Here is a 26,439-nt window from a genome sequence, read left to right on the forward strand (position 1 = left end):
CGCCCGGAGGCGCACCATGACCGAACCCGCGCCGTGAGAAGGACTCCTCATGATCAGATCCCTGGCCCGATTACGCGCGAGCCGGAGCATGCTCGCGACGCTGGCGGCCGTCGTCCTCCTGAGCGGCGGGGCCGCCGGAGTTCCGAGCGCCGGAGCCGACGCCGCGAAGGGCGGCAGGCAGCCCGTCGTCGGCAAGCCCGCCCTGGACGCCCACGGATGCGCCCGCATCGAGAACCGCCTGCCGGCGCTCGCCGACTGGCCGAAGGTCGAAAGCCAGATCAAGCGCGACCCCTCCGACGACAAGCGCATCAAGAAGATCCTCGGCGGCATGACGCTCGCGGAGAAGGTCGGCCAGATGACGCAGCCGGAGATCGCCGCCATCACGCCCGCCGAGGTCGGGCAGTACGGCATCGGCTCGGTGCTCAACGGCGGAGGCTCGTGGCCGGGCCGTGACAAGCACGCGTCGCCGCAGGCCTGGCTGGACCTCGCCGACGCCTACTGGGCCGCCTCGAAGGCCACCCGGACGAAGATCCCCGTCATCTGGGGCATCGACGCCGTCCACGGCAACAGCAACGTGTACGGCGCGACCCTCTTCCCGCACAACATCGGCCTCGGCGCCGCCCAGGACCCCTGCCTCGTCCGCGACATCGGAGCGGCGACGGCGAAGCAGATGCACGCGACCGGTCAGGACTGGGCGTTCGCGCCCACCCTCGCCGTGGTGCGCGACGACCGGTGGGGCCGCACCTACGAAGGCTTCTCCGAGGATCCCCGGATCACCCGCGCCTACGGCTACGAGGCCATCCGGGGACTCCAGGGCGGCGACTCGCACGGCATCAGCCGGAAGGGTGTCATCGCCACGGCGAAGCACTACATCGGCGACGGCGGCACGGACAAGGGCGTCGACCAGGGGGTCGACCCCTCGTCCGAGGCCCAGATGATCAACATTCACGGCCAGGGCTACTACGGCGCGCTGGCCGCGGGCGCCCAGACCGTGATGGCGTCGTTCAACAGCTGGACGAACGCCGACCTCGGCATCAACGAGGGCAAACTGCACGGCAGCGAGCGCGCGCTCACGGGCATCCTCAAGCAGAAGATGGGCTTCGACGGCGTCGTCGTCTCCGACTGGAACGGCATCGGCCAGGTCGCGGGATGCACCAACGCCAGTTGCGCGCGAGCGATCAACGCGGGCATCGACATCGTCATGGTGCCCAACGACTGGAAGGCGTTCATCTCCAACACGGTCGCGCAGGTCGAGAGCGGCGAGATCCCGATGACGCGGATCGACGACGCGGTCACGCGCATCCTGCGGGTGAAGCTGCGCGCCGGCGTGTTCGACGAGCCCAGGCCGTCCGCCCGCTACGCGGCGGGATCCGCGGACGCGCTCCAGGCGAAGGACCTCGCCCGCGAGGCCGTTCGCGAGTCGCAGGTGCTGCTCAAGAACGACCACAAGGTGCTGCCGCTGTCGCCCTCGGCCAAGGTGCTCGTCGTCGGCAAGAGCGCCGACAACCTGCAGAACCAGACCGGTGGCTGGTCCCTCACCTGGCAGGGAACGGGCAACACCAACGCCGACTTCCCGAACGGCACGACGATCCTCGGCGGTCTGCGCGCGGCGCTGGGCACCGACGACGTCACCTTCAGCGAGACCGGTGACGGCGTCGACCCCTCGGCGTACGACGCGGTCATCGCGGTCATCGGCGAGACGCCGTACGCCGAGGGTGTCGGCGACCTGTCGCGGCGCACCCTGGAGGCGGCCAAGCTCTACCCGGGTGACCTCGCCGTGCTCGACAAGGTCAGCGGCAAGGGCGCGCCCGTCGTCACCGTCTACCTCTCCGGCCGCCCGCTCTACGTCAACAAGGAGCTCAACCGCTCCGACGCGTTCGTGGCCGCATGGCTTCCCGGCACCGAGGGCGCGGGAGTCGCCGACCTGCTCGTCCGCGGCAGGCACAGCGGCGCGGGCTACACGGGCAAGCTGTCGTACTCGTGGCCGAAGTCGGCCTGCCAGACGCCGCTCAACACCGGCGACGCGGACTACGACCCGCTCTTCCCCGCGGGTTATGGCCTGCGTTACGGGCAGTCCGGCTCTGTCGGGACGCTGGACGAGACCTCACCCGAGTTCGCCTGCGGCCAGACGGGCGGAGGCGGCACCGCCACCGAGGACCTGGAGATCTTCAACCGTGCCGACGTCGCGCCGTACAAGAGCTTCATCGGCTCGGCGGAGAACTGGGGCGGCACCGAGATCGGCGTGGACGGCGAGGCCGCGCACTCCGAGATCAGCGTCGTGCCGTCCGACGTCAACGTGCAGGGCGACGGCCTGAAGGCGACCTGGAACGGCAGCGGGCCCGCGCAGATCTACATGCAGGACCCGGCGGGCGGCAGCGATCTTCGCGGCTACCTCAACGCCGACGCCGCCCTGGTCTTCGACACCGTCGTGCACCAGCCGCCGGCGGCGCGGACGGTGATCAGCACGCACTGCGTCTACCCGTGCTTCGCCGAGATCGACGCGACGCCGTTGTTCCAGCGGCTGCCCGTGGGCGCCAAGGCCACCGTCAAGGTCCCGATCTCGTGCTTCGCCACCGGGGGCCTCGACCTGAGCGTCGTCAACACGCCGTTCCTGGTCTACACGGACGGGGCCTTCTCCGCGTCGTTCGCGAACGTCCGCTGGGTGCCCGGCGCCGCGAAGGACGCCGACGCCGAAACCTGCGCCGGCACGACATAGCCCGGCGCGGCCAGACCTCCGGGTGGTGGGAGTGGACGCCTCCCACCACCCGGGCGGTACTTCGCGACCCCACCTCGCGCACCGGTTCGAACCGAGCCGGTGCGCGAAGCGTCATATGGGCAGGAGCCTCTGGAGGCCGATGTGCGCTGGCGATGGACGGTCATGCTCGTGTCCCTGGCAGGGATGGCGGCCTGCGGGCCGACCGGCGATCCACGTGAATCGGAGGGGACCGCCGAACCGCCCCAGGTGACCGTGCGCGGCGATGGGCGGCAGGTGTCCCTCGACGCGTTCACCTACTGTTACCTCAACACGTGCGCCGATGGGAGGCCGGAGCATCTGCCCGACCTGGGAACGGTCGCCGGTGAGATCACCGTCTCCTTTCCTCTGAAGGGATGGAGGTTCGAGGCGACGCAACTGCAGCCCGCCGTCGCCTTCCCGCAGCCCTGCGACGTGCAGCTTCCCGCACGTCTCGTCGGCGCCGGAACCGGCACGTGGCGGCTGGAGCCCGCCGGGCCTGCGGGGAGATACCGGATCGACGTGTTCGGGCATGCCCCGGGCGGAGGCGACCTCGTCACCGCGTTCGCGGTCACCACCACCCGCGCCGGTTCGACGCCTGCTCCCCAGGCGGGCCTGGGCGCCTTCCACGACCACGACGGCAAGCCGGACAACTACGGCACGTTCGAGTTCTGGATCGACCACCTGAGCACGTCGCCGCGCAAGGCCGCCGCCACGCTGACCATCACCGGGCGCAACGGCCGGGCGAGCTACGACCTCCCTCTATCCGAGGACGATTGCCGGCCGAAGGGGCAGGTCAGGTTCCACGCCGAGGTGCCCAACGAGAGGGTGTTGGGCGCCGTCGGGCGGGAGCCGTACACGATCGAGGTCGAGGTGGAACTGGACGGGAAGCGGCACACGGCGTCAATGGTCTGGCCGCGAGACGCGAGCACGGACCCCGACGCAGGAGGGGCGCTGACCCCCGTTTTCGCCCCCGCGCTCTCTTGACGCGCGCGGCGTCGCGTTCCGCGTGGTGAGTCACGAAGACGCCGGTGCCGTGTTGCCGGATGTCAGCGCCGCCTGGACGATGCGAATCGCCTCGCCCGTGTCGATGCCGACGCTGGCGATCACGGCCGCGTAGTCGGCGGCGGCACGGCGCGCCCGCTCACGTCCCTCCTCGCCCGCGGCCGACACGAACGAGCCCGCACGCCCGCGGGTCTCGATGAGCCCCGCCTCCTCCAGCTCGCGGTAGGCCCTGCCGACCGTGTTGACGGCGAGGCCGAGGTCGGCCGCGAGGTGGCGGATCGTCGGCAGCCGGGAGCCCACAGCCAGCGTGCGGTCCTGGATCTGCCGGGCGAACTGGGCGCGCAACTGCTCGAACGGGGGGACGGGCGAGGCCGCGTCGATGACGATCATCGGGCGCTCATGGCCTGTCGTGCCACCGTCACGCTCGGCGGAGTCCTCTTGTTGATCACGACGAGCGTGACGAGGCCCGCGACCACCACGATGAGCGCGGCGGCGTTCCACCATCCGGGCGCCATGCCGAAGAGCAACACCAAGGGCAGCGCCCACGGCACCCCCGGCGCGGTGAGCTCGCGCGCGTCCTCGACCCGCATGATGACGTCGGCGGTCAGCGAGACCTCGTCCTCGGCCACGACCGGGCGCGCCAGCAGGTCGCGGAGTTGCAGTGCGGCCCCGACGGCGACCCCGAACAGGCCGACGAGGATGACGAAGGCCGCGTACCGCACGGTGGAGTCCGGGACGGTCAGGGCGCTCACCCCCAGCGCCGTCGCGCCGGCGAACGTGGCGACCGCGAAGGCGGCGTACGGCAGGCCGAGCACGCCTCGCCAGCCTGGCTGTACCGGGTGGGCCGCCCGTCGCGACAACGTGGCGCCCACGCGCCGGTCGACGCGCCGGACCCACCAGTCGAGCAGCGACTGGACCAGCACAAGTCCGGCTATCAGCGCCATCAGGACCAGCAACGGCAGCGCGCGGTGCGGCTGGAACCCGCCGAAGGCGGAGGTGGACAGCCGGTCGTAGGCCTGTGCGAGCGCGGCCGCGATGATCAACGCGGCCAGCATGACGTGATCGGCGAGGCGCGCACGTCGCCGTGCCGCCAGGCGCGCCGCCAGCAACGGCGTCGGCCGGGCGTCGGCCAGGCCGTGCCGGACCAGCCACGCGCCCGCCCGTTGAAGATCCGCGGGACGTACCGACAGGTCGGGCTCCGGTAATGCCCCCATGACACCTCCCAATGTCGCAACCTTTGTCTCAACATAGTGAGTCATACATTGCGACAAAGTCAACGCCCCGATGGAGGCGCCGACGCGCTCGGCACCGAGTCGCGCGGAGCCGGAAGGGGGCCGGCTCATTCGCCGAGGTCGAGCGGATGATCGCTCATCCGGTCAATGATCTTTTCGAGGGCGCTGCGCAGGTGGCGGCGCTCGTCGTCGGTGAGGGTGGCCATGGCGTGCTCGGCGAGCCGTCGCCTGGCCTCCTCGATCGGCTCCTGCGCGGCGCGTGCCTTCGGCGTGAGATGCAGGCGGACGAGGCGGCCGTCCGCCGGGTCCCTGCGGCGCACGAGCAGACCGGCGGCCTCCATCCTGGTCGCCGTGTTGACGACCGTCGGCGTCGTGACGCGCAGACGTCCCGCCAACTCGCCCGGTGTCAGGCCGTCCGTCTCCCACAGCACCTCGAGCACGAGGTTCTGGCCGACGCGCACGCCGTGGCGGCTCATCGCGTCGTCGGCGGCGGCCCGCAACAGCTTCTGTGCCCGTGTGAGCAGCCTGATCAGTTCGGTCACGGGCTCATTGTACGGATCGTTTGCATGCTAATGATTGCGCCGATACCGTGTCATTAGCGCGCTAACGACCTGTCGGCGCCGATCGGGAGAAGGACGACTGCCGTGATTCTCGTTACGGGTGGACTGGGCTTCATCGGCTCGCACACGAGCCGTGCACTGCTGGACATGGGGGAGCGCTGCGTGATCGGCGGTCGGACGGCGGGGCGGTCGCCGGACGCCTTGGCGGCCGGTGGTCAGGCCGTGGTGGAGCGGATGGACTGCACCGACCTCGACAGCCTCCTCGGCGTCGGCGAACGCCACGACATCACCGGCATCGTCCATCTGGCCGCCGCCGCCCTGGGCGCGGACACGCCGCTGGACGAGCTGTGGGCGAACACGCGGGCGTTGTTCAACGTGCTGCGCGCCGCGCAGGAGTGGGGCGTCGCCCGGGTGGTGCTGGCCAGCACCATCGGCGTGTACGGCGGAGCGGACGTGGCCGACGCGTATCGCGAGGACATGCCGCTGCCGATCGGCAGCGCCCACCTGATCCCCGCGCACAAGAAGAGCGCGGAGATCCTGGCGAGCGCCGTCTCAGGAAGCACCGGCCTCGACGTCGTCAGCGTCCGGATCGGGGCGGTCTGGGGTCCGCTCGGCAGACCGGCCTCGCCGTTCTTCGGAGCGCCCCAGATCGTCCACGCCGCCGTCGGCGGGCACGCCCTCCCCGGGCCGCTGTACGCCGAGGACGCGACCGACATGTGTTACGTCCGCGACTGCGGCCGGGCGATCGCGCTGCTGCAGACGGCGGAGGCGCTGAACCATCGGACCTACAACGTCGGCAGCGGGCGCACCACGACCAACCGCGAGGTCGCCGAGGCCCTCGCGAGAGCCGTGCCCGGCAGGATGCCCGGTCTCGCCGAGGGACGCCGGCCGGGCACCGCGCCCGCCGTGCCCCTCGATATCGACAGGCTGCGCGGCGACACCGGGTTCGCGCCCGAATACGACCTCGACCGCGCGGCAGGCGACTACGTCCGCTGGCTCCGGGCGGGCAACCTCCGCTGACGCAGGAAGGCCGACAACTCCTCGGCGGCCGGGGCCGTGGCGGGCCCCCGTACGGTGACGGCCAGCGCCGCGGCGGCGTTGGCCGTGCGGGCCGCGTCCACGGCGGAGGAACCGGCGGCCAGCGCGGCCACGAACACGCCCGTGTGGGCGTCGCCCGCGCCGTTCATGTCCACCGCCTCCACGGGGAATCCCGGCACCCGCACGGGCGGACCGCCCGGTTCGGCGACGACGCATCCGTCGGGACCGGTCCGCACGAGGACGCCGTGTCTCCCCGTGCGGCCCGCGAGGTCCGCCGCCGCCGTCATCGGATCCGCGTGGCCGGTGACCACGGCCGCCTCGCGGGCGTTGCACGTCCACCAGTCGATCCTGGGGAGGACGGCCCGCATGACGTCGGCGGAGATCTCCCCGACCAGGGGCCCCGGATCGAAGACCAGTGGGGTGGCGTCCGGGAGGCGGGGCAGACAGCCCGCCAGCGCCACCCGGTTGGACGCGTGGAGCATGCCGTACCCGGAGGCGTAGACGATGTCGCCCGCGCCCGTGGCGACCGCGTCGAGATCCCGGCCGGTCAGCGTCGCCTCCGCTCCCGGGCTGGTCAGGAACGTGCGCTCCCCTCCGGCGTCGACCACGGCGACCACGAACCCCGTGTCGAGGTCGGCCCGCGCGGGATGGAGGACCTCGATGCCGGCCTCCCGCATGCCCGCTCGCGCCAGGTCGCCGAAGGGACCGGTGCCGTGGGCCCCCGCGTAGGCCACGCGCAGCCCCTGCCTGGCGGCGGCCGCCATCACGTTGAACCCGCCGCCGGGCGCGCGGGCGGACCCGGTCGCCAGCACGTCACCCCCGCGTTCCGGCAGGGCCGGAACATCGAGCACGAGGTCCACGACGACGTTGCCCACGTGGAGCAACCTGTCGTATGTCCGCCCCACTAGCGCTCGTGTCCCGAGGGGGAGCGCAGCGCCAGCAGCGCGTCGGCGGTCTCGTCGAGGCGCAGGCCGTTGACCCGGGCGATGGTCTGGCGGGCGTCCGCGGGGAAGGCGTCCACGCCGTGGCAGGCGCCGGCGACGGCTCCGGCCATCGCGGCGATGGTGTCGCAGTCGCCGCCCACCGAGGCGGACAGCAGGCAGGCCCGCCACGGGTCGTCGCGGCACGCCCACAGGATGGCGAACGCCGCGGGGACGGACTCCTGCGTGGCGAGGCTCGTGCCGACCAGCAGGTAGACGCGCTCGCACACCTCCTCGTCCGGCAACCCGTCGACGAGCGCCGTCGCCCAGGCGATGCGCTCCGCGACGTCGGCGGCGGCGACCCAGTGCCCGCGCCCGGCCGCGAGCCGCGCGGCGGCCTCGGCGAACCGCACGGCCTCCCCGACGGAGGCTCCCGCGACTCCGGCGGAGACGGCCGCCGCGACGGCCGCCGCGCCCGCGAGCGCGACCCCCGTGTTGTGCGTGACCATGCTCGTCTCGACGACCCGGTCCACGAGTGCGTGCAGGTCGTCCGATCCCGTCGCCACGCCGACCGGCGCGATCCGCATCGCCGCGCCGTTGGTGGTGCCGAACCGGCCGGTCTCGGCGACGTCCGCCCCGGCGACGACCTCGGAGACGGCGCGTTTGGTCGACGGGCCGAGGAGGTCGAGCGAGCCGCGGGCCCGCATGGACTCCTCCCACACGACGAGGCGGCGGGCCAGCTCGGCGGGATCCACCTTGCCGTCGCCGTCGATCAGCAGACCGGCGAGCACCATCGCCTGCTCGGTGTCGTCGGTGACCGCCCCCGCGGGCATCCCCGCAGCGAGCGGGTGGTCGGGCGCGGCGTCGAGGAATCCGCCGAGGACAGGTCCGTACCGTGCCGTGATCTGCGGCCGGGAGAGCATCTGAGTGGGCATGCCGAGGGCGTCGCCGATCGCCAGCCCGTAGAGGGCGCCGGCGGCTCTCGATCGTGTCGTGGTCATGGGGTGCTTTCGCGGAAGTCCAGGCACAGCTGGAAGTGTTCGGGGTCGAGCAGGCTGTCGACGCGCTCGACGAACGTGCCGTCGGCCGCCCAGCTGGTCCGCCGCGTGTTCAGAAACCACGCGCCGGACTCGCGCCGCAGCAGCACGGCTTCGCGGGCGTCGATCCTGCGGCCCCGGAGGCGCTGCTCGCCGTGGTCGGCGTACAGCCCGGCACGGGTGAGCACCTCGGTGAGCGAGTCGCCTCCCAGACCGCGGGCGGGCAGATCGCGCAGCTCGCCGATCGCGGGGACGCAACTGCGTTCGTAGGAGACGACGGTCGAAGCCTCGATCTCGCGCACTCTCTCGATGACGATGACGTCCGGAGACGCCATCCCCGGCAGGCCGGACAGCTTCTCGTCCCGCGTCGCGGCGATGCCGAGGACGCGGACCCGTGTCTCGACGCCCTGAGCGGCCAGGGCGTGCGCCCACCCGAGCCGGTCGTCGAGCGGGCGCCCGTCGAAGAGCACGAAGGATCCCTTGCCGGTCCGGGTGGTGATCAGCCCCGCCTCGTTGAGCTCGGCGAGAGCCGCACGGACGGTGTTGCGGCTCACGCCGAAGCGCCGGGCGAGCGCGAGCTCGCCCGGCAGCCGGGCCCCACGGGGGACCCGGCCCGAACGGATCTCCGTCTCCAGGACGACGGTGATCCGCTGGTGCTTCAATCTGACGGGTCCGGTCACGAAGCCCTTCCCGCGGTGTCCTCGATGTCGCGCAGGACCTCGGCCGAGGTCACCACCCGCACCAGAGGGCCGTACAGCGCCATGATGTCCAGCGCCTGCCGGTGGCTCTCGTCGGTCATGCCCGCGCACGCGTCGGAGACGACCAGGACCTCCACACCCGCGTCGGCCGCGGCGACGACCGTCGACAACACGCAGCAGTCGGTGGAGACACCGGCCACGACGAGCCGTCCTCCGGGGCCGACCGCTTCGGCCAGTTCCGGCGTCCACTTGCCGAAAGTCGTGGCGTCAAGCGTCGGGCCCGCGCCGTCCCCGAAGTCGTCGACCAGCTCGTAGATCCGGGCGTCCGGCGGCTGGAGGGCGAAGGGCCAGCGGCTGTAGTACTCGCGCCAGGCCCCCTCGGGCCTGTCGGGCGCGATGAAACGGGTGAAGGTGACCCGGGACCCGAACGCGCCGGTCAGCTCCTTGATCGGACCGACCGTCTCGGCGAAGCGCGGGGTGAACCACTCGCTGGACGGCTCGCCGAACACCCGCTGCATGTCGATGACGGCCAGCCAGGGCGGCCGGGCGCCCTGGAGGCCTTGCGGGTCTTGCGAGCCTTGCGAGCCTTGGGGGTCGCTCACGGCGCCACCCCTTCGGCGGGAGCGGGAGAGAAGCTCTCCTGGGCGCGGACGCGCGACCGGTTCACCAGCAGGGTGGCGACGAAGGCCACGACGAGCGCCGCGAGCACGCCGAGGTTGGCGTAGGCCCAGGCGCCGTCCTTGCCGCCGAGGCCGAGCGGGCCGAGCAGGTAGCCCTGCCATTTGAGCCAACCGGCGTAGGTGTTGATGACCAGGCCCCAGCCGAGGGCGGTGCTGACGAGGATGATCGCGATGGGGGCCGCCGGGATGTTGCCGTACCGGCCGGAGGGACGGAAGAGATCGGTCTCGTCGTAGTCGCGGCGGCGGACCAGGATGTCGGCCAGCATGATCCCGCACCAGGCGGCGATGGGGACGCCCAGCGTGATCAGGAAGCCCTGGAACGGGCCGAGGAAGTCGTCCGCGATGAAGACGATGTACACCGTCCCGATGATCATGATGACGCCGTCGACCAGGGCGGCGGCGTAGCGCGGCACCTTCAGACCGGCCGCGAGCAGGGCGAGACCGGAGGAGTAGATGTCGAGCACGGCGCCGCCGACGAGGCCGAGCACGGCCACGGCCACGAACGGGATGAGGAACCAGGTGGGCAGCACGGCCGCGAGCGCCCCGATGGGGTCTCCCGCGATCGCCGTGTTCAGGCCGGGGGAGGAGCCGGCCAGCAGCAGGCCGAAGACCACCAGGATGATCGGCGCAACGGACGCCCCGAACGTCGTCCACCCGACGACGCCCCGGCCGGAGGCCCTGCGCGGCAGGTAGCGCGAGTAGTCGGCCGCCGCGTTGACCCACCCGAGGCCGAAGCCGGTCGCCATGAACACCAGGGCGCCGATGAACTCCTGCGAGGACCCACTGGGGACGGCGGAGACCGTGCCCCAGTGGATGTGGTCGAAGACCAGCACGATGTAGACGACCGTCAGGACGCCGGTGATCACCGTGATGATCGTTTGCAGGCGCATGATCAGGTGGAATCCCATGACCCCCGCGCCGATGATCAGGACGGTCACCACGATGAGCGCGATGACCTTGGTCGAGGTGCCGCCTCCCCAACCGAGCCTGCCGAGCACCGTCGCTGTCGCGAGGGTGGCCAGCGCGGTGAGCACGGTCTCCCAGCCCACCGTCAGGATCCAGGAGATGGCGGACGGCAGGCGGTTGCCTCCGATGCCGAACGCGGCGCGGCTGAGCACCATGGTGGGGGCCGAGCCCCGCTTGCCCGCCACCGCGACGAAGCCGCACAGCAGGAACGAGAAGACGATGCCCACCACGCTCGCGATGAGCGCCTGCCAGAAGGAGATGCCGAACCCGAGCGCGAACGAGCCGTAGCTCAGACCCAGAATCGAGACGTTGGCGCCGAACCACGGCCAGAAAAGCTGCCTGGGGCTGCCTTTCCGCTCCTCGTCGCCGATCACGTCGAGCCCGTGGGTCTCGACCGTCAGCGCCCGTCCGGCAGTCGTAGATTGCTGATGTTTGCCCTGCGTACTGGCCATGTGCCCTACCTGTCTAAACTTGTTCAGCGAAACATAGGACTTAGAGCGATATAGCGTCAAGACCCCGTAAACATCGGGCCAGCGCCCGCCGTGCGAACAGGGGCCGTACGGCGGGCGCGTCCGGGGCGGGCGCAATGGACGCCTGAGATGACCTTTGTCCCCGCTTTGGCTTGCCGTTCCCGGTGATGGGAACCCCCGTAAAGGAACGTAAGCGCCGTTTATGACGGAAAAGCATGATTCCAGCCACGGGGGTGGGTCAGGTGTCCGCTGAGAAGAACGGGAAAATCGGGGGTCGGAGCTTCACGGAGACCGACGGGACCTACATCACGCCGGCGCGCGGACTGGAGGTCCTGCGAGACCCCCTCCTGAACAAGGGCACGGCCTTCACCGAGGAGGAACGGGCGGAACTCGGGCTCGAGGGCCTCGTCCCCCCGGCCGTCGAGACACTCGACGAGCAGGCGCGCAGGGCCTACGAACAGTACGAGGCCCAGCCGGACGACCTCCGCAAGAACATCTACCTGACGGCGCTGCACGACCGGAACGAGGTGCTGTTCTACCGCCTGCTCTCCGACCATCTGAGGGAGATGCTCCCCGTCGTCTACGACCCCACCGTCGGCCAGGCGATCAAGGCGTACAGCCACGAGTACCGCAGGCCACGCGGGGTCTATCTGTCGATCGACGACGTGGGCGGCATCGAGCGGGCCTTCGGGAACCTCGGGCTGGGGCCGGACGACGTCGACCTGATCGTCGCCTCCGACGCGGAGGAGATCCTGGGCATCGGCGACTGGGGGATCGGCGGGGGCAGCGGCATCGCCGTCGGCAAACTGGCCGTCTACACCGCCGCCGCCGGGATCCACCCGAACCGGGTCATCCCCGTCGCGCTGGACGCGGGGACGAACAACGAGGCGCTGCTCAACGACCCCTCCTACGTGGGCGACAGGCACTCGCGGGTGCGCGGCGGACGCTACGACGACTTCATCGACGCCTACGTCGCCACCGCCACCCGCATGTTCCCCAAGGCGCTGCTGCACTGGGAGGACTTCGGGCCGTCGAACGGCCGGCGGATCCTCGAGAAGTACACCGGGCGGATCAGCACCTTCAACGACGACATGCAGGGCACGGGCGCGATCGTGCTCGCCGCCGCGCTGGGTGCCACCCGGGTCGCCGGCCTGCCGCTGCGGGAGCAGCGGATCGTCGTGTTCGGCGCGGGTACGGCCGGTATCGGCATCGCCGACCAACTGCGCGACGCGATGATGCGGTCCGGGCTCGACAAGGAGACCGCGACCCGCCTGATCTGGGCGGTCGACAAGCAGGGACTCCTGACCGACGACATGGACGACCTGCGGGACTACCAGGCCCCCTACGCCCGGCCGGCCGGGGAGGTCGCGGGCCGGCGGGGCGAGGACGGACGCATCGGGCTCCGTGAAGTGATCGACCACGTCCACCCGACCATGCTCGTCGGCACCTCCACCGTCCACGGCGCGTTCACCGAGGAGATCGTCCGGGCGATGGCCTCCCACACCGACCGGCCGATCATCTTCCCGCTGTCGAACCCGACCGAGCGGATCGAGGCGATGCCGGGCGACCTGATCCGCTGGACGGACGGCCGCGCCCTGGTCGCCACCGGGATCCCGGTGCAACCGGTCACCTACAAGGGCGTCACCTACGCCATCGGGCAGGCGAACAACGCCCTGCTGTATCCCGGGCTGGGGCTCGGCGTGACCGTCTCGCGGGCCCGGCGGGTCAGTGACGGCATGTTCCAGGCCGCCGCCGACGCCGTGGCGAGCCTCGTCGACGTGTCCACGCCGGGCGCGTCCCTGCTGCCGCAGGTGGACAACCTCAGGGAGATCTCGGCGCTGGTCGCCGTCGAGGTCGCCGGGGAGGCCGGGAAGGAGAGCCTCGCGCGCGTCGAACTGCACGACGTGATCCAGCAGGTGGAGGACGCGATGTGGCAACCCGAGTACCGCCGGGTGAGGGGAGGCTGACGATGGCGCGCAACGACCCCCGCATCATGGACGTCCCGATCGGGCTGGACGCGTCGGGCACCCGCACCGAGAGCGACTCGCTCGGGGAGATCGAGGTGCCGGCCGGCCACTACTGGGGAGCTCAGACGCAACGCTCTCTCATCCACTTCGACATCGGCGACGACCGGATGCCCAAGGCCGTCTACCACGCCTACGGCTACATCAAGAAGGCGGCGGCGCGCGTCAACGGCCGCGCCGGCCGCCTGCCCCGGTGGAAGGCGGACCTCATCGCCCGCGTCGCCGACGAGGTGATCGACGGCCGCCTGGACGCGGAGTTCCCGCTGTACGTCTGGCAGACCGGCTCGGGCACGCAGTCGAACATGAACGTGAACGAGGTGATCTCGAACCGGGCGATCCAACTGCTCGGCGGCCGTCTCGGCAGCAAGGATCCGGTGCACCCGAACGACCACGTGAACATGGGCCAGTCGTCCAACGACACCTTCGTCACCGCGATGCACATCGCGGTGGTCCAGGCCCTCGAGGCGCGGTTGCTGCCCGCGCTGGCACGGCTGAGCGACGCCGCCGGGCGCAAGAGCCGGGAGTGGGCGCATGTGGTCAAGGTGGGCCGTACGCACCTGGAGGACGCGACGCCGCTGACCGTCGGTCAGGAATGGTCGGGGTACGTCGCCCAGATCGATGACGCCACCGAGCATCTGAGGACCACGGCGAAGGGTCTCGACAGGCTGGCGATCGGCGGGACGGCGGTCGGCACCGGGCTGAACGCCCCGCCCGGGTTCGGAGACGAGGTCGCCCGCGAGATCGCCCGGCTGACCAGGCACGGGTTCACCGGCGCACCCAACCGGTTCGCCGCCCAGGCGTCGTGCGACCCGCTCGTCCGGGTCTCCGCGGCGCTGCGCACCCTGGCCGTGTCGCTGTTCAAGTTCGCCAACGACATGCGGTGGCTGGGGTCGGGCCCGCGGACCGGACTGCACGAACTGGACCTGCCGTCCAACGAGCCGGGGTCCTCGATCATGCCCGGCAAGGTCAACCCGACTCAGGCCGAGGCGATGCTGATGGTCGCCGTCCAGGTGATCGGCGACGACGGGGCCGTCTCGATGGCCGGGGCGGAGGGGAACTTCGAGCTCAACGCGTTCCGGCCGGTGATCATCAATAACGTTCTCCACTCGATCCGGATCTTGTCCGACATGATCGACCATTTCCGGGAGTACCTCGTCGAGGGTGTGCGGTTGAACACATCCAAGCTCGAGTCCGACATCGAGCGCTCGGTCATGATGGTGACCGCGCTGAGCCCGGTCATCGGTTACGACGAGTCCGCGAAGATCGCGCATCGTGCGATCTCCGACGACCTCACGCTGAAGGAGGCGGCGATGAAGTCGGGCGTCAGCGAGCGACTCTTCGACAAAGTGGTCGATCCTGAGCGCCTCACCCGCCCGGGGGTGGCGGGCGACGGCCGTTCGCACCGTACCGGCAGATGACGTCTCCGCGGGCCGTGCCGGCCGGACTTTCCGCCGGTGAGGGACGCCCGCTGACGAAGGAGTGTCAGGTTGGGGGGATCATAGGGTGGACCCGTCCCCGCAAGCCTGCCCGTCCTCAGAGGAGCCCGACATCGTGAACGTGACCGACGAAGCCATGAGCTTCGCGGATCTGGCACTGCGCCCCGAGCTCCTGCGAGCTCTGGGTGATCTCGGCTACGAGGAGCCGACTCCCATCCAGCGGGAGGCGATTCCGCCCCTCCTCGAAGGCCGCGACCTGCTCGGACAGGCCGCCACCGGCACGGGCAAGACGGCGGCGTTCGCCCTGCCCGTGCTGCAGCGCATGTCCGAGAGGGAGTCGGAGTCCGGGCCGGTCGCGTTGATCCTTGTCCCCACGCGGGAGCTCGCCGTACAGGTGTCCGAGGCGATGCACCGCTACGGCAAGGACATGGGGGCGCGGGTGCTCCCGATCTACGGCGGGCAGCCGATCGGCCGCCAGCTGCGGGCGCTGGAGCGCGGCGTCGACGTGGTGGTCGCGACCCCCGGACGTGCTCTCGACCACATCGGCAGGGGCACGCTGTCCATGAGCGGACTCCGGATGGTCGTGCTCGACGAGGCCGACGAGATGCTCGACATGGGCTTCGCCGACGACATCGAGACGATCCTCCAGGACACCCCGGAGGACCGCCAGACGGTGCTCTTCTCGGCGACCATGCCGCCCCGCATCGACGGGATGGCGCGCCGGCACCTCACCGACCCCGTCCGGATCAAGATCGAGCACGAGCAGGCCACCACGGGGGAGAGCCCGCGGGTACGGCAGAGCGCCTACATCGTGTCCCGGTCGCACAAGCCCGCTGCTCTCGGGCGCGTGCTCGACGTCGAGTCGCCCGCGGCCGCGATCGTGTTCTGCCGTACGCGTGACGAGGTCGACTCGCTGACCGAGACGCTCAACGGGCGCGGCTATCGCGCCGAAGCCCTGCACGGGGGCATGGGCCAGGAGCAGCGCGACCGCGTGATGGGACGGCTGCGGACCGGAACCGCCGACCTGCTGGTCGCGACCGACGTGGCGGCCAGAGGTCTCGACATCGAGCAGCTCACCCACGTCATCAACTACGACGTCCCCTCGGCGCCCGAGTCGTACGTCCACCGGATCGGGCGGGTCGGCCGGGCGGGCAGGGAGGGCGTGGCGATCACGCTCGCCGAGCCGCGCGAGCACCGCATGCTCAAGACCATCGAGCGGGTCACCCGGAGCCGCATCGAGATCCAGAAAGTGCCGACGATCGCCGATCTGCTGGCGCGGCGACTCGAGCTGACCCGGGCCGCGATTCACGAGAGCATCCTCGAAGACGACGACCTGGACCGGTTCCGCGTCGTGGTCGAGACCCTCGCCGACGAGTTCGACGTGATGGAGGTGGCCCTCGCCGCGGTGAAACTCGCCCACGAGTCCACCGGCGCCGCGGCCGACGAGGAGGAGATCCCCGAGATCGCCTTGTCGCCCACCCGCGGTCGCCGTGACGTAGGCGGGCGTGACGGGGGCGGGCGTGACGGCGGGCCGCGCGATGACCGGCGTGGGCGCGGGGCGTCGAGAGGCGGAATGGCCCGCCTGTTCGTCGGCGCCGGGCGCAGCGCGCGGATCCGGCCCCAGGACCTCGTCGGCGCCATCGCCGGCGAGACGAGGGTGAGCGGGCGCGACATCGGCGCGATCGAGATCGCCGACAGGTTCTCCCTGGTCGAGGTCCCGGAGGCGGCCGTCGAGGAAGTCATCGACGCCTTGCGGAGGACCACCATCAAGGGCCGGAAGGTCACCATCCGCCGCGACCGCGACGCCTCCTACTGACCCCCCTCGGGCCACTCCCTTGGGCGTGATCATGCACAGGTTCGGGATCTTGCCCCGCGACCTGCCCAAACCTCCCGCGTGATCATGCACACATTCGGGCGCATGCCGTCCGACCAGCGCAAACACCAGCCGTGATCATGCACGGGTTCGCCCACCTGCCGTTAGACGAGCGGAAACATCAGGCGTGATCATGCACGGGCTCGCGCATGTGCCGTAGGAGCAGCGGAAACGCGGTCCGTGATCATGCGCACATTCGTGAGCATGCCGTCCGGCCTGCGCGAACACCATGCGTGATCATGCACCTGGTCGGCGCGTGCATGATCACGGCGAAGAGGGCCGCAGGTCAGTACGGTCATGGCAGAACTTGTGCATGATCACGATCGAAAAGGCCGCGGGTCGGTGCTGCCTTAACCGAATGTCTGCATGATCACGGCTGGTGTTTTCGCTGGTCGGACGGCATGCGCCCGAATGTGCGCATGATCACGCGGGGGGTTTGGGTAGGTCGGGGGGCAAGATCCCGAACCTGTGCATGATCACGGCTGGAGTTGGCGGAGGCGGTTTACTTCGGCTGTCTGGGTGACCGAGATGTCTTGGGCCAGTTCCTGCACCATCACGTGGGAGCCCTTCTCCATCTCGTCCGCGGCCATGGTGATGGCGCCCATGTGGTGGTCGATCATCAACTGCACGAACAGCCGGTCGAAGTCGGTGCCGATCGCCTTGCGCAAGGAGTCCATCTGCTCCGGCGTGGCCATGCCCGGCATGTCTTGATGTTGTAGCTGATGGTGGTCGGGAAGTCGCTGGCCCTGCTGCTCCAGCCAGCGCGTCATCGCGGAGATCTCCGGCCCCTGGGTGTCGTTGATCCGGGCGGCCATGCGTTTGACGCCGTCCGACGCGGCCCGCGTGGGTGCCAGGTCGCTCATGTCGAGGGCCTGGCGGTGGTGGACGACCATGTCCTGCATGAACAGGACGTCGGCCGCGTTCGCGGCGGGCGAGGGGACGGCCGTCACGACCTCGGACGGGCCGAGCGTCCTCGCTTCCTCCCCCGGCCGGCCTGGGGCGATGACCGGTGCGGTGGGTCTGGCCCCCGCGGTCTCGGGGGAGGCGGAGCACCCCGCGAGCATGGCCGTCCCGATGACGATGGCAGTGAGGAGTGCGGCGCGCACCCGGCCTCCCTTGATCTCTAGCCGTGCTTAGGCACACTAACAAAATATGGAAAATCCGGTAAAGCCGGTATGTTGATCTATTTTCTCGAAGCAGGCACTATGGCGTACAAATTCCTGTTCGGGTTGCGATCTGGTGATATTTCGCATGCCCGGACGTGTGCGACCAAGGAGGGGTACCTGCGTGTTGTCCAACCTCCGCAGAGGCGGCCGGGTCGGCCGGTTCCTCGTTCTGGTGGGAGCGGCGGCGGCGATCGCGCTGCCGGTGATGCCCGTTCAGGCCGCGGACATCCCGGGAACCGACGAGATCGTCATGAGCTCGAACGTCGAGCACGTGACGAACGTCCCCAAGCCGGCCGCCATCGCGGCCACCATCAACACCGACATCGCATTTCAGGGCAATTATGCCTATGTCGGTAACTATGGCGGTTTCTCCATCTACGACATCAAGAACCCCAAGAAGGCGAAGGCAGTCAGCTCCGTCGTCTGCCCCGGTTCGCAGATGGACCTTTCGGTCTACGGCGACCTGCTGTTCGCCTCGGTCGACTCCTCACGAAGCGACGACTCCTGCGCCAGCGCCGCGCAGCCCGCGTCCGTGAAGGAATCGTGGGAGGGCATCCGCATCTTCGACGTCAGCGACAAGACGAACCCGAAGTACATCAAGTCGGTGGAGACGAGCTGCGGTTCGCACACCCACACACTGGTGCCGGACAAGAAGCGGAACAACGTCTACCTGTACATCTCCTCCTACAGCCCGTCGGCGAACTTCCCCGACTGCCAGCCGCCGCACGACAAGATCTCGATCGTGAAGGTGCCGCTGAAGAACCCGACGTCCGCGTCGGTGGTGGCCACCCCGGTCGTCTTCCCCGACGGCGGCAACGAGACCCAGCCGGGCCTGCTCGTCCCCACGAGCGGCTGCCACGACATCACGGTCTACGCGGAGAAGGGCATCGCGGCCGGCGCCTGCATGGGCGACGGCGTGCTGTTCGACATCCGCAACCCTGAAAAGCCCAGGGTGACCGCCCGCACCACCGACCCGAACTTCGCGTTCTGGCACTCGGCGACGTTCAACAACGAGGGAACCAAGGTCGTCTTCACCGACGAGCTCGGCGGCGGCGGCGCGGCCACCTGCAACGAGGCCATCGGCCCGAACCGGGGCGCCGACGCGATCTACGACATCGTGAAGGGCAAGCTCGTCTTCAAGAGCTACTTCAAGATCCCCCGTTACCAGTCGGACACCGAGAACTGTGTCGCCCACAACGGCTCGCTGATCCCGGTCAAGGGCCGCGACATCATGGTCCAGGCCTGGTACCAGGGCGGCGCGTCCTTCTGGGACTTCACCGACTCCGCGCACCCGAAGGAGATCGGTTACTTCGAGCGCGGCCCGGCCGCCGAGGGGTCCGGCGGGTTCTGGTCCGCGTACTACTACAACGGCTACGTCTACGCCAGCGACTTCAACCGCGGCTTCGACGTCATCAAGATCGATGACCGTCGGACCGATTCGGCGAGCAAGGTTCGCGTCGACCGGCTCAACACGCAGACCCAGGGCTCGTACTCCGAGAGGGGTCACGGTCACGGGCACTAGCAGGCAGGCTCTCCCGGCCCGCTGATCACTGAGGAACCGGCGAAGGGGCGGTGTCCGAGGCCACGACGGTCTCGGGCGCCGTCCCTTCCTGCTGGGCCCGTCCACGCGCCCGGTTGCGGCGCAGGAGCCACAGGCCGATCCAGAGCGCGGCGGCGCCGAGCAGGGTGCCCCCGGTGACCGCCAGACCGATCTTCAGGCCCGGCGGAGAGAACGAGCAGCTCACCCGCGTCGCCTTGCCGTCCAGCGGTACCGCGACCAGCCCGAGGAAGTTCCCGGCGGGCCGGGCCGCGGCGTTCCCGAGCGCGCACGTCCAGCCCTTGATCGCCGGCATGGCCATGACCGCGGTCCCGGTGCTGCCGGCGGGCAGCGTGGCGCTGACGCCGTGCCCGGAGACCTGGACGCGGGTGGCTCCCGTGCTCCGGAGATGCTGTACGGCGTCGGCCAGGCGTGCGGTGTCCAGGCAGGCGATGGGGTGGTCCGGCACCGTCCCGCGTTCCATCGGCCGGAGTTTGACCTTGACCCGTCCCGTCGCTGGAACCGTGCCCAGCCACTCGATCGGCGCCCTGTTCCGCCCGGCGGAGCCGGTGAGCCCGACCCGGTACCCGCTGTCCACGAGCGAGGCGCCGCCCGCGTAGTCGGGGGCGTACAGGTACACCTCCTGACCGGGACCGCAGGTGGCGAGGAGGTTGTACGGATAGGAGCGCGGGGCCGGATCGGGAACGGTTTCCAACGGGCCGCTGGTGCCGAGGTCCGTGCCGTCCTTGCGCTGGTAGCGCACCTCGGGGACCGTGTAGACGGAGGCGCCGAGGAGCCGTTCCTGGTTGAGGAACGGGGACTCGCCGTACCGCGGCGGCGGAGCGTAGTCGGGCCTGACGGTCACCAGCGGAGGGACCTGCCGCCGGGTGAGCGTCACGTCGGCCTGGTCCCCGCCGCGTGACTGGGACGCGCCCGTCACCGTCGAGTGGGCCCGCGCGGCGATCGAGAACACGGTGTCGGTCACCGGGTTGTCCAGGCTCTTGGGTGAGCGGCCCCGGGAGATCCAGCCGAAGCCGAGGTTCCTCAGCATGTCGACGAGGGTGGCCGAGGTCACGCTGCTGTAGTACGCGGAGCCCTCTCCGCCGATCAGTTGCGGATCGTTGCCGGTTATCCGGGCTTCGCCTGGATCCGTACGGTAGGACGGCCACGCGTCGGCGGAGTCCACGGCCTTGCGCAACCGGTCATGCCACGGACCCCACGCGGCGTAGTAGCCGAGAGCCGCCTGGCGCTTGGTGTCGACGTCGGCGACGTTGGCCACGGCCTCGGCCGTCTGCACCGCCGCCACCAGCACGAGCAGGACGCCGGCCGTGATCCGCCACGTCCGCCGGCCGACCCGCTTGGCCAGCGCGAGCACGCCGTACAGCACGGCCCCTGCGGCGGCGACGGCCCCGGCCCACTGGAGCATCTCCGGGGTGGTCTTCTCCCAGCCGGAGGCGGCCCAGATCGTGAGACCGAGCAGTGCCGCGCCGCCCGCCAGTGCGTACGGCCGGGGGGCGCCCCGGGACAACGACGTCCATCCGGCGGCGACGATCAGGCCGCTCAGGACGAAGGCCTCCCGGTAGGTGCTCCCGTTGGGGGTCGTGTTGGCGTACCAGATCCGGACGGTCGGCTCCCACAACATCGAGGCCGCCACGGCGACGATCGCCACCGACCAGGCCACCCGCGCACGCGCCCGGACGGCCGGGTTGAACGGCAGCGTGAGCGCCGCGAAGAGCGCGAAGGTGCCCACGAAGATCGCAGGTGAGTTGAACTCGTAGCTGCCGGGGAGCAGCCGCCCGAGCGTGGGGGAGACGCCGACGGAGGTGAAGGGCCGGGGACTGACCGGCCAGGCGTCCGCCGCAGCGAGGTAGACCACCAGGACGACGGGCGCGGCCAGCCCCAGGCCGGCTCCGGCGTACAGCCCGGCGCGCCCGCACCCGCGCAGCCTGGCCCGCAGGGGAGACGCCTCGGTCGTCGCCCGGATGAGGAACACGACGGCGGCACCGATCAAGGCGAAGCAGGCGGTGTAGAAGCCGGTCGCCACGGCGAACGCCACGCACAGCGGCCCGAGCACGGGCCTGCGCCCGGCCATGGCCCATTCCCCGACGATGCACAGCAGGGGGAGCGCGATCAGGCCGTCGAGCCACATGGGGTTGTAGGCGGCGTCGGTGACGGCCCAGCCGCACAGGCCGTAGGCGGCGCCGAAGACGGCCGCCAGACCGGAGCGGAAGGGGCCGCGGACGGACAGGCCGCGCAGGTACCAGGCCATGGCGGCGGCGCCCGCCGCGATCTTGGCCGCCGTGATCACGTAGACGGCGAGGTCCACCTGGGCGCGGGGGAACAGCGCGACCAGCAGGGAGAAGGGGCTGGCCAGGTAGTAGAACACGTCGGGGAGGTAACTGGAGCCGAACCCGGAGGCCCAGTTGACGATCAGGTCTCCCCGGGCGTGGCCGTGCAGCACGTCCCACCAGTACGCGTAGAAGGGGACGTACTGGTTGCCGAGGTCGCTGATGCTGCGCGACGCGGGCCCGAAGGGGAAGAACCCGGCGACGGCGTCGCCCACGCAGAGCCCGATGGCCGCCAGCATCGCCGCCATGAGGGCCGCGCCCGCTCTCCGGCCGACGTGCTTCACCGTGGGAGGCGCGGCCGTGGTCGCGGGCGCGCGCTCGACTTCCTGCGTGGTCACGGATCCTCATGGCATGGGTGGGGTTGGCCAGAGGGCACCCTAGCCGATCATGTTGACCCGCAGGTGAACACCGGATTTCTCGCCGGGTGATCCACGAGGATCAGTGGCGGCGTGTGCCGTTCCGGAACCGGGTCTCGTGATCCCACAGATGGGCGCAGCCGGGGCACTGGACGTGGATGAGGCTCCCCGTGGTGCCGAGGAGGTAGCGCCAGTGGTCACGGCAGTTGCGCCCGGCTCCGCAGTCCGCGCAGTCCCTGTCGTCGCGGCACTGGGGGCAGGACACCCAGGCCCGGCGGCCCAGGTCGGCGTGCGGGTCAATCGGCAACATGGCCGGGCTTCCGCCGGGGCAGCACGCCGGCGGCCACCAGCATGTCGTAGGTCTCCTGCTGCCGTGCGTCGAGATCCGAGTAGAGGGCGTCGTAGGCCGCCTCCTCCGCGCGCATGGCCTCCATCGGGTTCCAGTCGCTCCCGAGTGCGGTGACCACCTCGGCGCGGCGCCTGGCCTCCTCGAGGGTGAGGTCGATCTCGAAGACGGCGTGTTCGCCGCTGTCGTCCTGGGGCATGACGGTGTTTTCCCGTTCGCTGTCGAAAGTTTGTCCCGTCATGCACCATATATGGCTGTTTGGGGTAAATCGTGTGATTTTACGAATGGAGTGAGGGCGGGGTCGGGATATGCACGGCGGACAACTGGGTAGGGCACGCGCGTGAACGGCGAAGGAAACAGCGGTCCGGTCTTCGCGGACCCCATCACTGCCGACATTCTGCTGTCGGTCAACGGAGACGAGCGCCCCATCACCGTGGACACCCGGGAGACGCTTCTCGACACGCTGCGAGAACACCTGGATCTCATCGGGGCCAAGAAGGGCTGCGACCACGGTCAGTGCGGCGCCTGCACGGTCCTCGTCGACGGCAGGCGGGTCAAGTCCTGCCTGACCCTGACGGTGACCGTGGACGACCGGGAGATCACCACGGTCGAGGGGCTGGCAGCCGACGGCGCCCTGCACCCGATGCAGGCGGCGTTCGTCGAGCGGGACGCCTTCCAGTGCGGCTACTGCACCCCCGGCCAGCTGTGCTCGGCCGTCGCGATGGTGCGCGAGGTGGCCGACGGGTGGCCCAGCGCGGTCACGGCCGACGTGTCGGGCCCCGCGGTGCTCGACGACGACGAGATCCGCGAGCGGATGAGCGGCAACCTGTGCAGATGCGGCGCCTACGTCAACATCGTCGCGGCGATCAAGCAGGTGGGCTCATGAGACCCTTCGCCTACGAACGGGCCACCGACGTCCGATCGGCCGTCGCCGCCTGCGCGGCGGGCACGGCGGACGGGGCCGGCGCCGTCTATCTCGGCGGGGGCACGAACCTCGTCGATCTGATGAGGCTCGGCGTCGTCTCGCCCGGAGTCCTCGTCGACGTCACGCGGCTGCCCTTCGACGGGATCGAGGAGACCGCGGGCGGCGGCCTGCTCATCGGCGCCGGGGTGCGCAACAGCGACCTGGCGGCCCACCCGCTCGTACGGCGGCGCTACCCGATGCTGGCTCAGGCGGTCGTGGCCGGAGCCTCCGGGCAGATCCGCAACATGGCGACGGTCGGGGGGAACCTGCTGCAGCGCACCCGCTGCTCCTACTTCCAGGACGTGAGCAAACCGTGCAACAAGCGGGTGCCCGGCTCAGGCTGCCCGGCGCGGCGGGGCGACCACCGAAACCTGGCCGTGATCGGCCAGTCGGAGGCCTGCGTCGCCACCCACCCGTCGGACATGGCGGTCCCGCTGGCCGCGCTGGGAGCGGTCGTCCACATCGAGGGCCCCGGCGGTCCCCGCCAGGTGCCGATGCCCGGTTTCCACCGGCTGCCCGGCGACGCGCCGGAGCGTGACACCGTGCTCGAACCCGGCGATCTCGTCACCGCGGTCGAGGTGCCGCCGCTGCCGTTCGCCGCCCGCTCCCGCTACCGCAAGGTGCGGGACCGCGTGTCGTTCGCGTTCGCGGTCGTGTCGGTCGCGGCGGCGCTGGACCTCGAGGACGGCATGGTCAGGGACTGCAGGATCGCCCTCGGCGGCGTCGCCCACATTCCGTGGCGCGCGGACCGGGCCGAGTCCGCCCTGCGCGGCTCGCCCGCCACCGAGGCGGCGTTCGCCCAGGCGGCCGCCGAGGAGCTGGCCATGGCGACCCCCCTGCCGCACAACGCGTTCAAGGTGCCACTCGCCCGCAACGTGGTGGTCCGCACACTGCTCGACCTCGTGGAGGCACCATGACCACCGTCGCCGCGCCGTACGCCGGGACGGCCCTGGACCGGGTCGACGGCCCGGAGAAGGTGACGGGCCGGGCGAGGTACGCCTACGAGAACCTCCCGGCCGACCTCGCCTACGCCGTGGTCGTCCAGGCCACGGTCTCCAGAGGAGAGGTCCGCGCCGTCGACGCGGACTCGGTGCTCCAGCTTCCCGGGATGATCGCCGCGATCTGGCACGAGAACGCGCCCCGGCTGGCCCCGGTCGAGGACGCGGAGCTCACCGTGCTCCAGTCGCCGCGGGTCGCCTACCGCGGTCAGGTGGTCGCGATCGTGGTCGCGGAGACCCTGGAGAGCGCCACCGAGGCGGCCCGCCTCCTGCGGGTGGACTACCGGGCCGAACCGCACGACGTCGAGCTGCGGGCCGACCATCCGGGGATGTACCGGCCCGATCACGTCAACCCCAACTACGCCACGGACAGCGAGCTCGGCGATCCCGACACGGCCCTCGCCTTCGCGTCCGTCGTGGTGGACGCGACGTACACCACGCCAGCGCAACACCACAACCCGATCGAGCCGCACGCCACGGTCGCCCTGTGGGACGCCGACGGGCTGACGCTGTACGACGCGACGCAGAGCGCCTCAGGGGTGCGCGCCACGATCGCCCCGCTGTTCGCCCTGCCGCCGGAGAGCGTCCGGGTGATATCCCCGTACGTGGGCGGGGGTTTCGGGGGCAAGGGCGCCCCCCACGCACAGGTCGTCCTCGCGGCGCTCGCGGCCAAGCAGGTCGGCCGCCCGGTCAAGCTCGCGGCCACCCGGCGGCAGATGTTCGCGGTCACCGGCTACCGGACCCCGACCGTCCAGCGCGTACGGCTCGGCGCGGACGAGGACGGGAGGCTGAGCGCGATCGTGCACGAGGCGTTCGAGCAGACGGCCACGATCAAGGAGTTCGCCGAGCAGACGACGGTCGTCACTCGGATGATGTACGCGGCGCCGCATCGCCGGACCTCGCACCGGCTGGTCCGGCTCGACGTGCCGATCCCCACCTGGATGCGGGCGCCCGGGGAGACGCCGGGGATGTTCGCGCTGGAGTCGGCGATGGACGAACTGGCCGTCGCCTGCGGGATCGACCCGGTCGAGTTGCGCGTCCGCAACGAGCCCACGATCGATCCGGAGCGGGGGCTTCCCTTCAGCTCGCGGAACCTCGTCGCCTGCCTGCGCGAGGGAGCCGAGAGGTTCGGCTGGGCAGGACGCGACCCCGAGCCGGGCGTCCGCCGCCGCGGCAGGCAGCTGATCGGCACCGGCGTTGCGTCCTCGACCTACCCGGTCTACCGCCTGCCGTCCCAGGCCTCCGCACGTGCCGAGCCCGGGGGCGGCTTCACGGTCCGGATCGCCGCCGCCGACATCGGGACGGGGGCGAGGACCGTGCTCACCCAGATCGCCGCCGACGCGCTGCGCGTCCCGCCGGCCCAGGTGCGGATGGAGGTCGGGGACAGCGCGCTGCCCCGCGCCTCGGTCGCCGGAGGATCGTCGGGGACCGCTTCGTGGGGCACGGCCGTCCTGCGGGCCTGCGAGGCGCTGATGGCCGCCCTCCACCGCCGCTCGGGCGACGTCCCTCCCGGCGGCCTCGAGGCGAGCGCGGACACGGCGGAGGAGCTGCGCTCCCAGCGGCCGCTCTCCAGGCACGCGTACGGCGCGCAGTTCGCCGAGGTCGGAGTGGATCTCGACACCGGGGAGGTCAGGGTGCTGCGCCTGCTGGGGGCGTTCGCGGCCGGCCGGATCATCAACCCCAAGACGGCGCGCTCGCAGTTCATCGGGGGAATGACGATGGGTCTGTCGATGGCCCTGCTCGAGGAGAGCGTCATGGACCTCGAGTTCGGCGACTACCTCAACCGCGACCTGGCGCAGTACCACGTCGCCGCCTGCGCGGACGTCCGCGACGTCGACGCGTTCTGGATCGAGGAGGAGGACCCCGAGCTGAACCCGATGGGGTCGAAGGGCATCGGCGAGATCGGCATCGTGGGCACGGCCGCGGCCATCGCGAACGCGGTGTACCACGCCACCGGCATCCGGGTCCGCGATCTGCCGATCCGCCTGGACCGGCTCATCGGTGGGGGTATTTGAGGTAACTCGCATAGAAAACAACTGGTTTGGGCACCCCCG

22 protein-coding genes are annotated in these 26,439 nt (G+C 70.8%); 10 read left to right on the forward strand and 12 right to left on the reverse strand.

The features are described 5' to 3' along the window. The first annotated feature begins 49 nt into the window (after positions 1-49). Positions 50-2,716: a glycoside hydrolase family 3 protein gene (locus Pmi06nite_RS30295; RefSeq protein ID WP_203956576.1), complete on the forward strand. Its 2,667-nt coding sequence runs from the start codon at positions 50-52 to the stop codon at positions 2,714-2,716. Positions 2,717-2,815: 99 nt separating this feature from the next. Further along, positions 2,816-3,718, forward strand: coding sequence for a hypothetical protein (locus Pmi06nite_RS30300; protein ID WP_203956577.1), 903 nt, complete (start codon positions 2,816-2,818; stop codon positions 3,716-3,718). Between the two features lie 30 nt (positions 3,719-3,748). Here Pmi06nite_RS30300 and Pmi06nite_RS30305 read toward each other — a convergent pair whose 3' ends face one another. The 3 genes from Pmi06nite_RS30305 to Pmi06nite_RS30315 form a co-directional block, all read right to left on the reverse strand. Continuing rightward, positions 3,749-4,126: a GntR family transcriptional regulator gene (locus Pmi06nite_RS30305; RefSeq protein WP_203956578.1), complete on the reverse strand. Its 378-nt coding sequence runs from the start codon at positions 4,124-4,126 to the stop codon at positions 3,749-3,751. Further along, entirely contained in the window at positions 4,123-4,950 is an 828-nt protein-coding gene (locus Pmi06nite_RS30310; RefSeq protein ID WP_203956579.1) for a hypothetical protein, read from the reverse strand. The genes Pmi06nite_RS30305 and Pmi06nite_RS30310 overlap by 4 nt, the downstream gene beginning before the upstream one ends. Positions 4,951-5,075: 125 nt before the next feature. Beyond that, the gene (locus tag Pmi06nite_RS30315) at positions 5,076-5,510 is read right to left on the reverse strand and encodes a MarR family winged helix-turn-helix transcriptional regulator (RefSeq protein ID WP_203956580.1); all 435 of its coding nucleotides are present in this window, start codon (positions 5,508-5,510) and stop codon (positions 5,076-5,078) included. A gap of 102 nt (positions 5,511-5,612) precedes the next feature. On the opposite strand from Pmi06nite_RS30315, the gene Pmi06nite_RS30320 reads away from it, so the two are divergent. Next, positions 5,613-6,548, forward strand: a complete 936-nt coding sequence (locus Pmi06nite_RS30320) for an NAD-dependent epimerase/dehydratase family protein (protein ID WP_203956581.1) — start codon at positions 5,613-5,615, stop codon at positions 6,546-6,548. On the opposite strand, the gene Pmi06nite_RS30325 is transcribed toward Pmi06nite_RS30320, so the two are convergent. Genes Pmi06nite_RS30325 through Pmi06nite_RS30345 form a run of 5 tightly spaced genes read right to left on the reverse strand, consistent with a single transcriptional unit; the run spans position 6,512 to position 11,319 of the window. Further along, positions 6,512-7,441, reverse strand: coding sequence for a PfkB family carbohydrate kinase (locus Pmi06nite_RS30325; protein WP_203956582.1), 930 nt, complete (start codon positions 7,439-7,441; stop codon positions 6,512-6,514). The genes Pmi06nite_RS30320 and Pmi06nite_RS30325 overlap by 37 nt on opposite strands. Before the next feature lie 29 nt (positions 7,442-7,470). Beyond that, complete coding sequence (locus Pmi06nite_RS30330; RefSeq protein WP_203956583.1) at positions 7,471-8,487, reverse strand: ADP-ribosylglycohydrolase family protein; 1,017 nt, start codon at positions 8,485-8,487, stop codon at positions 7,471-7,473. Further along, the gene (locus tag Pmi06nite_RS30335) at positions 8,484-9,203 is read right to left on the reverse strand and encodes a GntR family transcriptional regulator (protein ID WP_203956584.1); all 720 of its coding nucleotides are present in this window, start codon (positions 9,201-9,203) and stop codon (positions 8,484-8,486) included. The genes Pmi06nite_RS30330 and Pmi06nite_RS30335 overlap by 4 nt, the downstream gene beginning before the upstream one ends. After that, positions 9,200-9,823 (reverse strand): cysteine hydrolase family protein, encoded by a 624-nt coding sequence (locus Pmi06nite_RS30340; protein WP_203956585.1) that lies wholly within the window; start codon positions 9,821-9,823, stop codon positions 9,200-9,202. Before Pmi06nite_RS30340 ends, Pmi06nite_RS30335 begins: the two co-directional genes overlap by 4 nt. Further along, complete coding sequence (locus Pmi06nite_RS30345; protein WP_203956586.1) at positions 9,820-11,319, reverse strand: purine-cytosine permease family protein; 1,500 nt, start codon at positions 11,317-11,319, stop codon at positions 9,820-9,822. Before Pmi06nite_RS30345 ends, Pmi06nite_RS30340 begins: the two co-directional genes overlap by 4 nt. 260 nt (positions 11,320-11,579) lie before the next feature. Between Pmi06nite_RS30345 and Pmi06nite_RS30350 the strand changes: the two genes are divergently transcribed. The 3 genes from Pmi06nite_RS30350 (at position 11,580) to Pmi06nite_RS30360 (ending at position 16,613) form a co-directional block, all read left to right on the forward strand. Beyond that, positions 11,580-13,304 carry an NAD-dependent malic enzyme gene (locus tag Pmi06nite_RS30350; RefSeq protein ID WP_275409615.1) on the forward strand — a complete coding sequence of 575 codons (1,725 nt, stop codon included), beginning with the start codon at positions 11,580-11,582 and terminating at the stop codon, positions 13,302-13,304. 2 nt (positions 13,305-13,306) lie between these two features. Beyond that, positions 13,307-14,779, forward strand: coding sequence for a class II fumarate hydratase (locus Pmi06nite_RS30355; protein ID WP_239114298.1), 1,473 nt, complete (start codon positions 13,307-13,309; stop codon positions 14,777-14,779). Between the two features lie 154 nt (positions 14,780-14,933). After that, on the forward strand, positions 14,934-16,613 hold the full coding sequence (locus Pmi06nite_RS30360) for a DEAD/DEAH box helicase (RefSeq protein WP_203956724.1): 1,680 nt from the start codon (positions 14,934-14,936) through the stop codon (positions 16,611-16,613). A gap of 533 nt (positions 16,614-17,146) precedes the next feature. On the opposite strand, the gene Pmi06nite_RS30365 is transcribed toward Pmi06nite_RS30360, so the two are convergent. Further along, positions 17,147-17,776 carry a DUF305 domain-containing protein gene (locus Pmi06nite_RS30365; protein ID WP_239114299.1) on the reverse strand — a complete coding sequence of 210 codons (630 nt, stop codon included), beginning with the start codon at positions 17,774-17,776 and terminating at the stop codon, positions 17,147-17,149. Positions 17,777-18,041: 265 nt separating this feature from the next. On the opposite strand from Pmi06nite_RS30365, the gene Pmi06nite_RS30370 reads away from it, so the two are divergent. Beyond that, positions 18,042-19,358, forward strand: coding sequence for an LVIVD repeat-containing protein (locus Pmi06nite_RS30370; RefSeq protein WP_373317341.1), 1,317 nt, complete (start codon positions 18,042-18,044; stop codon positions 19,356-19,358). A gap of 25 nt (positions 19,359-19,383) precedes the next feature. On the opposite strand, the gene Pmi06nite_RS30375 is transcribed toward Pmi06nite_RS30370, so the two are convergent. The 3 genes from Pmi06nite_RS30375 to Pmi06nite_RS30385 form a co-directional block, all read right to left on the reverse strand. Next, positions 19,384-22,059 (reverse strand): YfhO family protein, encoded by a 2,676-nt coding sequence (locus tag Pmi06nite_RS30375; protein WP_203956589.1) that lies wholly within the window; start codon positions 22,057-22,059, stop codon positions 19,384-19,386. 100 nt (positions 22,060-22,159) lie between these two features. Beyond that, complete coding sequence (locus tag Pmi06nite_RS30380) at positions 22,160-22,387, reverse strand: hypothetical protein (RefSeq protein WP_203956590.1); 228 nt, start codon at positions 22,385-22,387, stop codon at positions 22,160-22,162. Next, positions 22,374-22,664: a DUF6400 family protein gene (locus Pmi06nite_RS30385; RefSeq protein WP_239114301.1), complete on the reverse strand. Its 291-nt coding sequence runs from the start codon at positions 22,662-22,664 to the stop codon at positions 22,374-22,376. The genes Pmi06nite_RS30380 and Pmi06nite_RS30385 overlap by 14 nt, the downstream gene beginning before the upstream one ends. A gap of 141 nt (positions 22,665-22,805) precedes the next feature. Here Pmi06nite_RS30385 and Pmi06nite_RS30390 point away from each other — a divergent pair, with 141 nt between their 5' ends. The 3 genes from Pmi06nite_RS30390 to Pmi06nite_RS30400 are packed head-to-tail and all read left to right on the forward strand — an operon-like array spanning position 22,806 to position 26,400. After that, positions 22,806-23,309, forward strand: coding sequence for a 2Fe-2S iron-sulfur cluster-binding protein (locus tag Pmi06nite_RS30390; protein ID WP_203956727.1), 504 nt, complete (start codon positions 22,806-22,808; stop codon positions 23,307-23,309). Next, positions 23,306-24,304 carry an FAD binding domain-containing protein gene (locus Pmi06nite_RS30395; protein ID WP_203956591.1) on the forward strand — a complete coding sequence of 333 codons (999 nt, stop codon included), beginning with the start codon at positions 23,306-23,308 and terminating at the stop codon, positions 24,302-24,304. The genes Pmi06nite_RS30390 and Pmi06nite_RS30395 overlap by 4 nt, the downstream gene beginning before the upstream one ends. After that, a complete protein-coding gene (locus Pmi06nite_RS30400) occupies positions 24,301-26,400 on the forward strand; it encodes a xanthine dehydrogenase family protein molybdopterin-binding subunit (RefSeq protein ID WP_203956592.1) in 2,100 nt (699 codons plus the stop codon). The genes Pmi06nite_RS30395 and Pmi06nite_RS30400 overlap by 4 nt, the downstream gene beginning before the upstream one ends. Positions 26,401-26,439: the final 39 nt, after the last annotated feature.

Origin of the sequence: Planotetraspora mira (assembly GCF_016863275.1) — a bacterium.
In the GTDB taxonomy this organism is placed as follows: Bacteria; Actinomycetota; Actinomycetes; order Streptosporangiales; family Streptosporangiaceae; genus Planotetraspora; species Planotetraspora mira.